Origin of the sequence: Rhodomicrobium lacus, from assembly GCF_003992725.1 — a bacterium.
GTDB classification, from domain to species: domain Bacteria; phylum Pseudomonadota; class Alphaproteobacteria; order Rhizobiales; family Rhodomicrobiaceae; genus Rhodomicrobium; species Rhodomicrobium lacus.
On the sequence record NZ_RZNF01000001.1, the window covers coordinates 1 to 14,110 of the forward strand.

The following is a 14,110-nucleotide window of genomic DNA, read 5'->3' on the forward strand; positions in this document are numbered from 1 at the left end:
ACCCCACCACCCTAACCTCGTCAAGCGCTTTCTTAAAAAAAAGCAGCGATGCTAAGATGCGGAGTCCAACAAGGCGAAGAAAACCATCGCCAGCCTTTCGGCCGGATCAAGCCCACACCATGCTGAGGAAGCACCCCAAAACCTTTCATCGGGACTTAACCGATTAGCGGCAGGGGGATAACTATTTAATCGAACCCACAAGCTTTGTCAAGAAGGTTGTTCCTGAAAAACTTTAGGCTCGAACCTGATGCCAAATCGGCGACCAATCCGGGAACTGATCATTGCCGCTTCGATTTCAGGAGGTCTTCCCGCGATTTCTCAATGACTTGGTCAATCGCTGGAGGCCGCTTTCTAGCCATGGGGCCGCCCCCTGTCAACGCATAAAATGCGGACTTGTGGAATTCTCGGAAAAACCGAAATCGCCCGGACGCCGCCAGCCTCGCGAAAGCCTCGCGGCTACAATTTCGGCGTCGAAATATATTCCACAACGAAGGTGCGGTCGCCGACCGTCAAACCGGAAGGCGGCACCGGGAGTTTCGCCTGCCGGACAGCCATCAGCGCGCCCTGGTCGAGCCAATTATCGCCGCTGCTTTTGATGAGCCGCAGACCGTCCACGCGCCCCGCGTCGCCCACGGCGAAGGTGACGACCACGCTGCCCCATTTGCCGTTGCCCATCGGCGTCGTGGCGCCGAGCGCCCAGATCACCGCGCGCTCGAATTCGTTCGATTTGCCGCTCGACGTCGCCCCCGGCCGATATCCGCTCACCCTTCCTGCGCGCGTAACCTTGCGTTGCGGCTGGGCCTCCCGCGCTGCCGATTTCTGCTCGGCCTCACGATCGGGCCGGGCGGGTTTCATGAAATTCGCGATATAACTTTCCAGATCGAACGGTCTTTCTTTCTCGGATTTGGATTCAAGAGGCGAAGCAGAAGCGGCTTTCTGCTGCTCCGTGGAAGGCTCTGGCTTCTGCTCCTGCCGAGGCGAGGGCTGCTGCGCCTCCTGCGGCGGCGTCGGTTCCGCCTCCATGTCAGGCTGAGGCGGCGCGGGCTGCGCAGGCTCGGGCTCGCCCACTTTGGATGGATTGGAGTTCAGACGCTTCAGATCTTCGGCCGAGATGACGGAGACGTTCAGCGGCTGGCCGGTCTCCATGCCGAGACGCTGGGTAACCTCGTCGTCAGGAGCGGGCGCCGACAAGGGAATCAGGGGCGCGATCACCAGAAAATGCAGCGCCAGCGCCGCCAGGACTGCCGCGACAATCGCGCGCCGCGATCCGCGCAGCGGCGGCGTCGCGGTCCGCTCGGGCACGAGATCGCAGGCCCGGGGCAAGGCACCGGTCGGGACCGAGGCGCGGGCGAAAAGCGGCGACGACACAGGCCCGGCGAGATCGGCAACCCAGGTCGCCCGCTCCGCCACGAGGGAAACGCCACCCCATCCGCGACCTGCCGGCGCGGCTCGCCCGGAATCGGCTTCCGGAATGCGAAGGAGGTGAGCGATGTTGGCCAAGGGCGACACGCTCGAAATCTATCTGCTTCGCGGAAAAGTTGGACGGTTTTCTCGGGCCCGCTCCACACCATTTGAGGAGAATCCGCTCGCGCAACCAAACAAGTCCGGCGATAGAGCGGCCATGGCGAAGATCATGACAGGAAAAAGCCCCGTAACGTTCGATTTGCGGCGATTCGTCGACGCACAGGAGCATTCTTACGCCCGCGCGGTGGCGGAGTTGCGGCAAGGGCTGAAACTCACACACTGGATGTGGTACATTTTTCCGCAATTGCGCGGGCTCGGACGCAGTCCGATGGCGTCGCGATACGGCATCGCATCGCTCGATGAAGCGCGAGCCTATCTTTGCGACAAGGTGCTGGGGTCGCGTCTCGTCGCATGCACGCAGCTCGTGCTCGACGCGGGGAAGCCGGTCAACGCGATCTTGCCGTCGCCCGACGATTTGAAATTCCGGTCATCGATGACGCTGTTCGGGAAAGCGGCCAGCTCCGGCGAACCGATTTTCGCCGAAGCCATCGACACGCTGTGCGACGGTGAACCGGATGCCGCCACGCTTCGGCTTCTCGGCAACGCCTGAGCCGTCGCTGCAATCTATAGCGTCGCGAGCGATGCGAGATGCTGGAAAAGCCAGGTCTCGCTCAGAGCGTCATTGCCCTTCTTCAGATAAACGCGAATATCGACAGGCGTTTCCGACGCGGCGGTGTAATCGAACATCACCCGCCAGCGTTCGCTATCGACCACGGGATAAACGGCCTCGCGCTCGACGCGGCCCGTGGACACTGTGATGACGACGTCGATATCGCCGCGCCGCCGAAGCTCGGAAAGCTTGCCGCCCTCGAAGTCCACGACATATTTGACAAGACCGCGCGGGCGGGGGCGCCCCGGAATTCCGCCTGCGCCTACGCGCGTCGCTACCACCTTCGCCAGCGGCGACGGAAACGGCTCTTCGAGACTCCAGTAAAGCTTGTAGCGGACCTCGCGATGCTGCCCGCGCCTGAACGGCTCCTTCGGCGTCCAGTAGGCGACGATGTTGTCGTGGATCTCATCATCGGTTGGAATCTCCACGAGTTGCACCGCGCCCTCGCCCCAGTCGCCCTGCGGCTCCACCCAAACGTCCGGGCGCTTGTTGTAGAACGCGCCGTCGTCCTCATACTGAGAGTAATTCCGTTCGCGCTGGAGGAGGCCGAATCCTTTCGGGTTGGTATCGTAGAACGAGCTTGTCTGGATCGAGCGCGGATTGTTGAGCGGGCGCCAGATGCGTTCATTGCCGCCCGACCAGATGCTGAGGCCGTCGCTGTCGTGTATTTCGGGGCGCCAGTCGACCGCGACCTTCCGATTCGGTTTGCCGTACCAGTACATGCTGGTAAGCGGCGCGATGCCGACGCGCTCGATGTCCGCTCGCGGGAAGAGATGCGCGCGAACATCCATCACCGTGCGCCCCGGATGCTCGACGTCGAAGCGATAGGCGCCGGTTATGCTCGGCGAATCGAGCAGCGCGTTGACGATCACGCCCTTGCGCCCGTCCGCCGGTTTCTCCAGCCAGAACTGGGTGAAACGCGGGAACTCTTCGGGCCGGTTGAGCGCGGTGTCGATGGCGAGGCCGCGCGCCGAAAGGCCGTATTGCCCCGTCTCGGCCGGACTGCGGAAATAAGAGGCGCCGAGAAACGCAAGCCAGTCCGGCACGCCGGGCGCGGTCATCACCCGGAAACCGGCAAAGCCCGTGTCCGGCGGCAGCGTCTTTGCGAATTCGCTCGTGCCATAGGAAAAGAGATCGGAGCTGTATTTGACTTCGCGCGCGCTCGTCCCGTTCACGACGAAGATGCGCACCGGCTCCTTGAACCATTTGCCGGGATGAAACAGCTCGATCGGATAGGGGCCGTCGCCCTTGACCCAGATCGCGGAATCGGAGCGGAAGCGGATCTGCTGATGCTCGTCGAAATCGAGCCGTTCCAGCGTATCGCGGTCCTTAACCTGCGCCTTCTCGAAGGGCTTTTCGGATAGAGCCTTCGCGTCGGCGATGAGCTTGTCGAACGAGAAGGGGATTTCCGGCCCGGACAGAATTCCCGCTCCCTCGGCGGCGAAAACCTTCGACGCGAGCGCCGCGGCAGCCGTTCCCATCAAAAAAGCCCGACGATCCATCATCCGATCTCCCGCGTTTATCCTTGTTTGCCGTGCGTCATCTCCAGCAAGGAGAAACACCCGCCGCGAATTTGACCGTGACGTGACGGACTTGCGCGTAGATTGCGGCGACGGCAAACTTATCAACCGCGCGAACGGTCGAGGCCGCAATGATCTGTCGCCGGATGGCTTCTCGCCTGCCGGCCAGGGACGAGAGGCGGTCGCGCGAAGCCAGCGACGCGACGGCTGCCGCCGTTTTCGTCTACCGCTTCACCACCCCGGCCGTCTGGCCGAAGAGGATTTTCTTGCCCTCCTCCGTCATGACCGACGTGTTGCTGATGGCCGCGCCCTTCTCATAGGCGCGCACCGTGGCGGGCCGCGCGCGGATCGCATCGAACCAGCGCTTCAGATGCGGGAAATCGTCGAGGTTCTGCTGCTGCTTCTTGTGGGGCACGATCCAGGGATAGCTCGCCATGTCGGCGATGGAATAATCGCCCGCGATGAACTCGCGGTCGGCGAGCCGCCTGTCGAGCACACCGTAGAGCCGGTTCGTCTCCTTCACATAGCGATCCATCGCGTAAGGAATGCGCTCCGGCGCGTACTGCACAAAGTGATGGTTCTGCCCCGCCATCGGTCCAAGTCCGCCCATCTGCCAGAACAGCCATTGCAGTACGTCGAAGCGCCCGCGCACATCGGCGGGCAGAAACTTGCCGGTCTTCTCCGCGAGATAAAGCAGGATCGCGCCCGATTCGAAGACCGTGACCGGCTCGCCGCCGTCCTTCGGCTCGCGGTCGATGATCGCGGGCATGCGGTTGTTGGGTGAAAACGCGAGAAACTCGGGCTTGAACTGGTCGCCCGCGCCGATGTTGATCGGCTTTATTTCATAGGGGAGCCCCGTTTCTTCCAGAAACAGGGTAATTTTGTGCCCATTCGGCGTCGGCCAGTAATAAAGCTCGATCATGCGACTTCCTCCTTGTGAGGTTGGTTGCGAAGCGCGGCGAGCGCGGGCGCTACCGCCGCTTCAAGAAACGCGCGCTCGGAATAACAGCGCGACAGGGCGCGCAGCCCCATGTGCACAGCGAGCAGATTCGCGGCGTGCGTCTGGGGATTGATGGACTTCGGGCTCTCGCCGCGCTCGATGGCGGTTTCGATGTGCCAGACGAAGAAACTTTTGATTTCCATGAGGTAGCCCGCGATCACATTGGCGAGGCCCGGATCGTGCGGCGCAACGTCGAGCGCCGAATTGACGATCAGGCAGCCCTTGCGCTCGCAATCGGCTGCCGCGCGCTCGATCCCGGCCGCGAAAAACGCCTCGATGGCGGAAAGCCCGCTCGTCTTCGCCTCTATGGCAGCCATGCGGGTCCGCGCGCCCGCATTCCAATAATGATAAAGCGCCGCCTCGAACACGCCGCGCTTGTCGCCATAGGCGTTGTAAAGGCTCGCGCCCGTGATGCTCATTGCGGCCGCCAGGTCGCGCACGGACGTCGCCGCGAAGCCCTTCGCCCAGAAGCAGGCGGCGGCAGCTTCGAGCGCCTTGTCCTCATCAAATGCGCGGGGGCGGCTCATGTCGCTTCATTTACCATTGAATTAGATCGATCGCTCCAAAATATATTGTCCCATGCGCCGCTTGCAACCACCTCCCCTACAGAAAAAAGCGTCACGCAAGGAGATCCCCGATGCTGAAGTTCTATTTCAACCCGACACCGAACCCGATGAAGGTTGCCCTGTTTCTCGAAGAGGCCGGGCTTGCCTACGAGCCGATCCCGGTGGACGTGCGGCTCGGTCAGCAGTTCGAGCCGGAATTCCTCGCGCTGAACCCGAACGGCAAGGTGCCCGTCATCGTCGATGGCGGCCACGCCGTGTTCGATTCGACCGCGATCCTGCTTTATCTCGCGGACAAGACGGGCAAGTTCCTGCCGCCGAACAACACCTGGGCCGCGCGCGGGGAAATGCTCTCGTGGCTTGAGTTCGTGGGGACCGGCGTCGGGCCTTTCTCGGGTCAGGCGCGCCATTTCAGGTCTTACGCCACGGAAAAGGTGCCCTATGCCGAGAAGCGCTATTTCTTCGAGGCCGAGCGGCATTTCCGCATCCTCGACGACCGGCTCAAGAATCGCCGCCATATGGTGAGCTACGCCTACACCATCGTGGACATGGCCGTGTGGGGCTGGTCGCGCAATGTGGAACGCGTGCTGGGCGAAGGCGCGTGGGCGAAGTTTCCCTATCTCAAGCGCCATTGCGACGAGATCGAGAAGCGGCCAGCGGCCCAGCGCGCCCTTGCGCTGAAGGACCGCTTCACCTTCGTGACAGAGACGGACGAGGCGGCTCGCCGTCATATGTTCAAGCACCTCGACCATGAAGGCGTGGGCTTGTGAAGACAGCCGGGATAGACGGCGGCAAGAACCTGCCGGGCGAGGGGACATGCCGCGCGTCTGCTGCCCTTTATCAGAGAAGCGCGAACTCCTGCCTCATATCGAGCGCGCCCGGCCTCGTCGTCGCAACCATCTGTTTCTCGACCAGATGTTCAAGCGTCGCGAACACCGAAAGCGCGGCGGCGGGAACGAGTGCGGGCTCCAGGCCAGCGTAAATGCGAGGGACCATGTCGCCGATGTTCGTGGCACCCGCCCGCAGCGCTTCGAGCACTTCAAGCTCGCGCCAACGGCGATGGAAGACAAGCGCCTTGACGAAGCGCTGCGGCTCGTGGACCGGCCCCCCATGGGCGGGAAAATATACCGCATCGTTTCGCCCGATCAGCATGTCGAGCGACCTGAGATAATCTCCCATGTTGCCTTCCGGCGGGGCGACGACGCTCGTATTCCAGCCCATCACCGTATCGCCCGAAAAAAGGATGTTGCCTTCCGCGAGGTGGAAGCAGAGGTGATCGGGCGCGTGCCCCGGCGTGTGGATCGCGCGAAGTTCGAAGCTTGCATCGCGTACCGCATCGCCATGGCGGAGCGGCACATCGAACGTCACGGGGATGACGAAATCGCCGCCGGACGGCCCACGCTTGCCGATGACCGGATCGTCGGCGTTGCGCGCGAAACCATAAGTCGGCGCGCCCGTGCGCGCCTTCAGCGCCGTTGCCGCACCGCTATGATCTGCGTGGCAATGCGTAAGAATAATATGGGCCACCCGCTCGCCGCTCTGACCGAGCGCGTCGAGAAGCAGGTCGATCTGCCGCTCGCCCGCCGGCCCCGGATCGATGGCGGCGACATCGCCCTCGCCCACCACATAAAGATTCGTACCCCTGAACGTGAACGGCCCCGGATTCTCGCACACGATGCGCCGCACGCCGGGCGCGATCAGTTCCAGCTTCCCGTACTCAAATGCCATTTCTCGCGAGAAGGACGGCGTCTTGTGGTTGGGGTTCGTCAAGGAAACCTCTAAAATAATGTCCCGTTGCAAAAAGCTTTGGGCGCGCGCCCTTTTTGTCAATGCAAAACGCCGCGCGTCAGAGCGCGAGGAGTTTCCGATGACCGACATCTTTTCCGCTGTCGACAGCTATATCGAAGGCCTGTTCGCGAAGGAGGATGCAGCGCTTGCGGCGGCGGTCGCGGATATGAAGGCGGCTCAGATACCGCAAATCAGCGTTTCACCCGTCCTCGGGCGGCTGCTGTTCGTGCTCGCGAAGGCGGTCCGCGCCCGGCGGATTCTGGAAATCGGCACACTCGGCGGCTATAGCGCGATCTGGCTCGGCCGCGCGCTTCCGCAAGACGGCCGGATGCTTTCGCTCGAAATAGATCCGCGTCACGCAGCCATCGCGCGCGGCAACCTCGCCCGCGCGGGGCTGCAAGACAAGGTGGAGGTCCGCGAGGGCGTCGCGCTCGATATCCTGCCGCGCCTCATCGCCTCGGGCGAGCCGCCGTTCGACTTCATTTTCATCGACGCCGACAAGGAGCCCTATCTCGACTATTTCGAGTTGTCATTGCAGCTTTCGAAACCGGGAACGATGATCGTCGCGGATAATGTGATCCGCCACGGCGCGGTGATCGACCCGACTCGCGCCGAGGTTCCGGCGGTTGCAGGCGTGAAGCGACTTTCCGACGCGCTCGCCACTCACCCGGCTGTCGACGCAACCATCATCCAGACGGTGGGTGTGAAGTCTCACGACGGTCTTGTCCTGGCGGTCGTGCGGGAGATGCGATGAAATTCCTTGCCGCACCGCAACGCGGTGGTTGACTTCGCTTTGTAGCGTAGCTTAGAAACGACCTGAAATTTTATACGCGCTTATTATTCCTAACGTGATCGGGTTTCTATGAATCCCTCCGGCGACGGCGATCAGGGCGACCGAAAAGGTTTGCCCGAGACAAGCGAAAGCTTGCGAGAGCGGCTGAGGGAGCTGGAACGAAAGCTCGATCCGGAGGGCAATAAGCGCGAAGGCATGTCCGACAGCGAACTGGAAAAACGCAGTTCCCTGCTCGGGAAAGCGTTCAAGATCTCCACCGAGATGGTGGCAGGTGTGTTCGTGGGGGGCTTTATCGGCTGGGCCTTGGATCAGTGGCTTGACACCCGCTTCTTTATAGTGGTGTTCCTGTTTCTCGGCATCGCCGCCGGGTTCCTGAACGTGATCCGCGAGGCCCGGAGGATGGGTGACAAGTAGAAACGGCTGAGACTTCCGGCTCGGCAGGGATTGCTATGATCGATTGGTTTATCAGTGCGGCGCACGCCGCCACCGAACAAGGCGGCCATCACGGCGGAGGCGGCGGGGGGTTCGACCCCATGCACCAGTTCGTCATCAACCGCTACACGCCGATTGAGCTGTTCGGCTACGACGCGTCGTTCACGAATGCGTCGCTGTGGATGGTGATGGCGACAACGCTCGTGACGGCGTTTCTCGTGTACAGCACCGTCGGTGCTAGGCTTGTGCCGGGGCGGCTGCAATCGCTCGGCGAAATTTCGTACGAGTTCGTGGCGAACATGGTCCGCCAGAACGCCGGGACGTCGGGGATGCCTTATTTCCCGATCATCTTCACCCTCTTCATGTTCATCCTTTCGCTGAACCTGCTCGGGATGATTCCGATTCCCGGCCTCGGACAGTTCACGGTGACGAGCCATATCATCGTCACCTTCGCGCTCGCGGCGTTCGTGTTCCTCGGCGTCACGCTCATCGGCATCTTCAAGCACGGCTTCGGCTTCCTGAAACTGTTCGTGCCTTCCGGTGTGCCGATCGCGCTTCTGCCCCTGATTTCGGTGATCGAGATCATTTCCTACTTCACCCGCCCCGTCAGCCTCTCGGTTCGTCTTTTCGCGAACATGATGGCCGGTCATACCATGCTCGCCGTGTTCGGCAGCTTCGTGGTCGGTCTCGGCGTGAATGTCGGACTCGCCGCCGGCGGCGTGCCCCTCATCTTCATGGTCCTTCTCATGGGCCTCGAAATCCTGATTGCGTTCCTGCAGGCCTACGTCTTCGCGGTGCTGTCCTGCATCTACCTCAGCGACGCGCTCCACGCGGGTTCGCACTGATTAACTCCCAGCCACTCAACCGAACGATCGAATAGGAGATTTCGTTATGGATCCAGCAGCAGCCAAGCTCATCGGCGCGGGCCTCGCCTGCTCGGCCCTGATCGGCGCCGGCGTCGGCATCGGCAGCATCTTCGGCAACTTCCTTCAGGGCGCGCTGCGCAATCCGTCCGCCGCTCCGGGCCAGTTCCCGAACCTGCTCCTCGGCTTTGCGCTGGCCGAAGCGACGGGTCTGTTCGGCCTTGTGGTCGCCCTTATCCTTCTGTTCGTGTTCTAATCATCAAAGACGCGACGGCGCCCGGGAGCCTCTTTCCGATCGGATATCCGAGCGGACGGCTCCAGAGGCGCCGTCTCTCTTAGCGCACAGGCGGTTTTTTCCATGCCACAACTGCAACCCGGCGATTTCGCTCCCCAGTTGATCTGGCTGGCGATCATTTTTACGCTTTTCTACGTCGCGCTTTCCCGCCTTGCGCTTCCACGCATCGCGCAAGTCCTCGCCGACCGAAAGGCGAAACTCGGCGGCGATCTCTCGGCTGCCCGAGAGGCGCAGGCCGCAGCCGATCAGGAAGCTCAGCGTTACGAGACCGAACTCGCCAACGCCAAGGCGAAGGGCAACGGCACGATCCGGAGCGCTCGCGAAAAGCTCGAAGCGGAAATCAACGATAAGCGGCGGGCGCTCGAATCAGAGCTTGCGGCCAAGGCCGCCGAAACCGAGACCAAGGTCAAGGCGATTCTCGAAAAAGCCTCCGGCGAGATGGAAGCCATCACCGCCGATGTCGTCAGTGATATCGTCAAGGAACTGGCCGGCGTCGACGTCACCGAAAACGAGGTTCGCGAGGCGCTGCGCCAGGGATCGAAGGAGTAAACAGCATGTTGATGGATCCTGAAGTCTGGGTTGCCATTGCCTTCGTCCTCTTCATTTGCCTCATCCTGTACTACAACGTGCCCGGCCTGGCTCTGAAGGCGCTCGACCAGCGTTCCGACGCGATCGCTCGTGAGCTGGAAGAAGCCCGGAAACTTCGCGCCGAGGCAGAGACGCTTCTGGCCGATTACAAGAGCCGCGCGGCAAACGCGGAGATCGAAGCTCAGGAGATCATCGCGCAGGCGGAGCGGGAAGCCGCGGCCTACGCCACGGAAGCCCGCGCTTCTTTCGACGAGCTGATCACACGTCGGCTCTCGGTTGCCGAACAGAAGATCAAGCTCGAAGAGGAAAAAGCTCGCAAGCAGATCCGCGCGCAAGCGGCAGAGCTTGCCGTTTCGGCGGCCGAGCAGCTTCTCCAGCACAAGGTGACGGGCAAGATCGCCGACGATACGATCACGGCCAGTCTCGACCGCATCAAGAAGCGTCTTCACTAGCGGCGATTGATTCACTCCCGCTGAAGGCGTCGGCATCGGATGTGAAAATTCGGAACGCGCCGGATTTTCACAAGTTGCCGGTGTTCTCGAAGCCAGCACGTTCGAAAGAGCGTGCGCCAGAGGTCCGTTCAGGGGCGTGCCCCAAAGCGCCTGCCGTCGAGAGACGGCGGGCGTTTTTTCATTTAGGGCTTGTCGCCTGCTGCAAAGCCCTCGCTATTGAAAGGGCCACTGCTTAAAGCGCCCACTGCCGCCCCCATGCCCGTCTTCTGCCCTTCCTCGTCAAGAAAGCCAACCGGTCGCTTCGGGGGCATCCTGGACGTCACGTGATCCCTTGCGCCTGGCCAAAGTTCAAATGAACGCAGCAAAAGGAGCCAAGCTATTCCCCAGAAGGTATAGGCTAAGCGACTGATGCTGTTCAGCACCAGTCTTTGCGACTTGTTAAAAAGTGTTTGAAAACTTATCGCACGGCACTTTACGAATTGAGGCCGTTCGCGCATAATTCGCTGCAATCGGGCAAATGATCGGAACCCGTGGAACTGCGCGTTTAATAGAATGCCGCGTTAGCGGAACAAGATACGCATGACTTCCCCCGATGCCGCTTGCTCGCATAAGTTAAAACATGGCCCGTAGCCATGTTCTTTCGTTGGGGAAGAGGAGTGTCATCCCATGCGCCAGACCGGAACGGTCAAATTTTTCAATCAGGCGAAGGGCTTTGGTTTTATCACGCCGGATGAGGGCGGCAAGGATGTGTTTGTGCACATCTCGGCTGTCGAACGCTCGGGCGTCGGGGTGCTCGACGAAGGCCAGCGGGTGACCTACGAAACCCAGCCGGACCCCAAGGGCAAGGGCCCCAAGGCGGTCAATCTCGAGCGCGCCGACTGAACATTCCGCAAATCGCCCGGCGAGTTCGAAAAACCTCACTGTGTCGCTTGCGTCGGAGAGCAAATCTCCTTAACTGCGAGCCATGCGATTTCTTGATCAGGCAAAAGTTTACATTCGTTCCGGGGATGGAGGCAGTGGCTGCCTCTCTTTCCGGCGCGAGAAGTTCATCGAGTTCGGTGGCCCCGATGGCGGCGACGGCGGACGCGGCGGCAATGTTTATGTCGAATGCGTCACGAACCTCAACACGCTCATCGATTTCCGCTATCAGCAGCACTTCAAGGCCGGCAATGGCCGCCCCGGCGAGGGCGCGAATCGCCACGGCGCGGGCGGCTCCGACGCCGTTCTTCGGGTTCCGCCCGGCACGCAGGTCTTCGCCGAAGATAACGAGACGCTGATCGCAGACCTTACCACACCCGGCCAGCGCGCGCTCATTGCGGCCGGCGGCAATGGCGGTTTCGGCAACGCACACTTCAAGTCATCGACCAATCGCGCCCCCCGGCGGATCAACCCCGGCCAGCAGGGCGCGGAGATGACGATCTGGCTCCGGCTGAAACTGATCGCCGATGCGGGCATCGTCGGATTGCCGAATGCCGGCAAGTCCACCTTCCTGGCCGCCGTCAGCGCGGCAAAGCCCAAGATCGCCGATTATCCCTTCACGACGCTTCATCCGAACCTCGGCGTCGTCAAGGCGGGCGACACCGATTTCGTGCTCGCCGATATCCCCGGCCTGATCGAAGGGGCGCATGAAGGCGCGGGCATCGGCGACCGCTTCCTCGGTCACGTCGAGCGCTGCCGCGTTCTCCTGCACCTCGTCGACGTGACAGAACCCGACGTCGCGGCGGCCTATCGCACGATCCGTGGGGAGTTGAAGGCTTACGGGGCGGGGCTTGGCCGCAAACGCGAGATCGTCGCGCTTTCGAAATGCGACGCGGTTACGCCGGAGGTCGCCGCCGAGAAGGCGGCCGCGCTCAAGGCCGTCGCGCGGAAGAACCCGCTGCTCATTTCAGGCGTGTCGGGCGCGGGCGTGCGTGACGCGCTGTTGCGCCTTGCAAAGGTCATCCGTGAGCCCGGCCGCGAAGAAAAGCCCGCCCCCGCCGAATGGCAACCGGAGCTTTAGGTCGGCCTGCGTTATATCGGCACCGAAGCCAAGCGACGGGCAATGCAAAGACGGAGGCCGTGCCGCTTTCAAGTCACGGCACGGCGGAGGGCGCGGTCTCGCGGGGCCTTTGTGTCAGCCGGCGCCCGGCTACCGCCCAAGCAGAAACTTGCGCATGAAATCGGCAGCGCGGCCATAGGGCGGGTGCAGCAGGCCCGTGGCATTGATGCGGTTCTGCAAGAAAACGCTCTTGGCGTGGCTGAAGGTCCGGAACCCGGCTTCGCCGTGATACGCGCCCATGCCCGACGCGCCCACGCCGCCGAACGGCAGATTCTCTGCCGCGACGTGCAGCAGCGTTTCGTTGACCGCCGCGCCGCCGGACGTGGTCCGCGCAAGCACACGGTCCCGGTCCGTCGTCCCCACACCGAAATAGTACAGAGCAAGCGGGCGCGGGCGCGCGTTGACGAAGGCGATGGCGTCGTCGAGCGTGTTGTATGAAAGGATCGGCAGCACCGGCCCGAAAATTTCCTCGCGCATCACGGCCAGATCGGCGGGCGGTTCGATGACGAGTGTCGGCGCGAATTTCCGCGCATCCGGAGCGAGCTGCTCCCCCCCGGGATTGATCTCCACGATACGCACGCCGCGCGCGCGTGCTTCGTCCACGAGACGCGCGATGCGGGCGTAATGGCGCGCGTTGATGATGCTCGTGTAGTCCGGATTGTCGCGAAGCGTTGGGTACAGAGCCCGGATCGCCGCTTCAAGACCGCCGACGAAATCAGCCAGCATCTGCTTCGGAACCAGAGCGTAATCGGGCGCGATGCACGTCTGACCGGCGTTCAGTAGCTTGCCGAACGCAACGCTCCGGCAGGCGGCGGCAAGATTCGCATCCGCGGCAATGATGCACGGGGACTTGCCGCCGAGTTCCAGCGTCACGGGTGTCAGGTTTTCGGCGGCGGCTCGCATGACCCGGCGGCCTATCTCCGTCGAGCCGGTATAAAGCAGATGGTCGAATGGAAGCGACGAGAACGCCGCGCCGACATCCGCGCCACCGAGCACCGTCGCCACCTTCTCTTCCGGGAACAGCTTCGCGAGGAACTCAGACAGAAACTCCGACGTGCGCGGCGTCAGTTCCGACGGCTTCAGCATGACACGATTGCCGGCGGCGAGGGCGGCGACGAGGGGGGCGACGGCGAGCTGGAACGGATAATTCCACGGGCTGATGATGCCCACCACGCCAAGCGGCTGATACAGGATGCGCCCCCGTCCCGGCAAAAGCTCGATGCCGACGCCGACGCTCCTGGGCTTCATCCACCCGCGCAGTTGCTTCACGGTGTTGCGGGCACCCGCAACCACAGGCCAGACATCGGCTACGATCGTCTCATGCGACGACCGCGAACCGAAATCGGCGGAAATGGCGCTCGCGATCGCGTCGGCCTTTTCACCGATGGCGGCGATGAGGCGCTTGAGATCCTCGCGGCGCTCATCGAGGTCAGGCGGCCCGTCGCGCAGAAAGGCGGTGCGCTGAAGAGTCAGCACCTCGGCAAGGCGGGTCTGCGGTTTGACGTCGGGAGCCTCAAGAGTGGTCATGCTGCCGTCCTCCCCGCGTTACCCGCCATCGCATCGATTGCGGGCGTTTTTTGAGAAGATAGGGCCGACAAGCCCCTCCGGGAAGACGCTCGGGCGACTTCCTGACAGTTTTGTCAG

16 protein-coding genes are annotated in these 14,110 nt (G+C 62.3%); 10 read left to right on the forward strand and 6 right to left on the reverse strand.

The genetic code is table 11. The features are described from left to right. Nucleotides 1–456: 456 nt before the first annotated feature. Nucleotides 457–1,500: an energy transducer TonB family protein gene (locus EK416_RS00005; RefSeq protein WP_127075060.1), complete on the reverse strand. Its 1,044-nt coding sequence runs from the start codon at nt 1,498–1,500 to the stop codon at nt 457–459. Nucleotides 1,501–1,633: 133 nt separating this feature from the next. On the opposite strand from EK416_RS00005, the gene EK416_RS00010 reads away from it, so the two are divergent. Then, on the forward strand, nt 1,634–2,074 hold the full coding sequence (locus EK416_RS00010; protein WP_127075062.1) for a DUF1810 domain-containing protein: 441 nt from the start codon (nt 1,634–1,636) through the stop codon (nt 2,072–2,074). 14 nt (nt 2,075–2,088) lie between these two features. Here EK416_RS00010 and EK416_RS00015 read toward each other — a convergent pair whose 3' ends face one another. From EK416_RS00015 to EK416_RS00025, 3 genes are all read right to left on the reverse strand, one after another. Then, on the reverse strand, nt 2,089–3,615 hold the full coding sequence (locus EK416_RS00015) for an OpgD/OpgG family glucan biosynthesis protein (protein WP_245433887.1): 1,527 nt from the start codon (nt 3,613–3,615) through the stop codon (nt 2,089–2,091). 262 nt (nt 3,616–3,877) lie between these two features. Continuing rightward, nucleotides 3,878–4,576: a glutathione S-transferase N-terminal domain-containing protein gene (locus tag EK416_RS00020; protein WP_127075066.1), complete on the reverse strand. Its 699-nt coding sequence runs from the start codon at nt 4,574–4,576 to the stop codon at nt 3,878–3,880. Further along, nucleotides 4,573–5,181: a TetR/AcrR family transcriptional regulator gene (locus tag EK416_RS00025; protein WP_127075068.1), complete on the reverse strand. Its 609-nt coding sequence runs from the start codon at nt 5,179–5,181 to the stop codon at nt 4,573–4,575. Before EK416_RS00025 ends, EK416_RS00020 begins: the two co-directional genes overlap by 4 nt. A 110-nt stretch (nt 5,182–5,291) precedes the next feature. Here EK416_RS00025 and EK416_RS00030 point away from each other — a divergent pair, with 110 nt between their 5' ends. Further along, nucleotides 5,292–5,987, forward strand: coding sequence for a glutathione S-transferase family protein (locus EK416_RS00030; protein WP_127075070.1), 696 nt, complete (start codon nt 5,292–5,294; stop codon nt 5,985–5,987). A 70-nt stretch (nt 5,988–6,057) separates the two neighbouring features. On the opposite strand, the gene EK416_RS00035 is transcribed toward EK416_RS00030, so the two are convergent. Beyond that, the gene (locus tag EK416_RS00035; RefSeq protein ID WP_245433888.1) at nt 6,058–6,987 is read right to left on the reverse strand and encodes an MBL fold metallo-hydrolase; all 930 of its coding nucleotides are present in this window, start codon (nt 6,985–6,987) and stop codon (nt 6,058–6,060) included. A 97-nt stretch (nt 6,988–7,084) separates the two neighbouring features. Between EK416_RS00035 and EK416_RS00040 the strand changes: the two genes are divergently transcribed. From EK416_RS00040 to obgE, 8 genes are all read left to right on the forward strand, one after another. Then, the gene (locus EK416_RS00040) at nt 7,085–7,759 is read left to right on the forward strand and encodes an O-methyltransferase (protein ID WP_127075074.1); all 675 of its coding nucleotides are present in this window, start codon (nt 7,085–7,087) and stop codon (nt 7,757–7,759) included. Nucleotides 7,760–7,867: 108 nt separating this feature from the next. Then, entirely contained in the window at nt 7,868–8,212 is a 345-nt protein-coding gene (locus tag EK416_RS00045; RefSeq protein ID WP_127075076.1) for an AtpZ/AtpI family protein, read from the forward strand. Between the two features lie 119 nt (nt 8,213–8,331). Beyond that, the gene (locus tag EK416_RS00050; protein ID WP_164729789.1) at nt 8,332–9,075 is read left to right on the forward strand and encodes a F0F1 ATP synthase subunit A; all 744 of its coding nucleotides are present in this window, start codon (nt 8,332–8,334) and stop codon (nt 9,073–9,075) included. A gap of 46 nt (nt 9,076–9,121) precedes the next feature. After that, nucleotides 9,122–9,349, forward strand: coding sequence for a F0F1 ATP synthase subunit C (locus EK416_RS00055; protein WP_127075080.1), 228 nt, complete (start codon nt 9,122–9,124; stop codon nt 9,347–9,349). Between the two features lie 102 nt (nt 9,350–9,451). Beyond that, nucleotides 9,452–9,937: a F0F1 ATP synthase subunit B family protein gene (locus tag EK416_RS00060; RefSeq protein WP_127075082.1), complete on the forward strand. Its 486-nt coding sequence runs from the start codon at nt 9,452–9,454 to the stop codon at nt 9,935–9,937. A gap of 5 nt (nt 9,938–9,942) precedes the next feature. Beyond that, nucleotides 9,943–10,428, forward strand: coding sequence for a F0F1 ATP synthase subunit B (gene atpF / locus EK416_RS00065; protein ID WP_127075084.1), 486 nt, complete (start codon nt 9,943–9,945; stop codon nt 10,426–10,428). A gap of 666 nt (nt 10,429–11,094) precedes the next feature. Next, complete coding sequence (locus EK416_RS00070; protein WP_127075086.1) at nt 11,095–11,310, forward strand: cold-shock protein; 216 nt, start codon at nt 11,095–11,097, stop codon at nt 11,308–11,310. An 82-nt stretch (nt 11,311–11,392) separates the two neighbouring features. Next, complete coding sequence (obgE, locus tag EK416_RS00075; protein WP_127075088.1) at nt 11,393–12,427, forward strand: GTPase ObgE; 1,035 nt, start codon at nt 11,393–11,395, stop codon at nt 12,425–12,427. A gap of 129 nt (nt 12,428–12,556) precedes the next feature. Here the strand turns inward: obgE and EK416_RS00080 are convergent, their stop codons facing one another. Next, nucleotides 12,557–13,993, reverse strand: coding sequence for a coniferyl aldehyde dehydrogenase (locus EK416_RS00080; protein ID WP_127075090.1), 1,437 nt, complete (start codon nt 13,991–13,993; stop codon nt 12,557–12,559). Nucleotides 13,994–14,110: the final 117 nt, after the last annotated feature.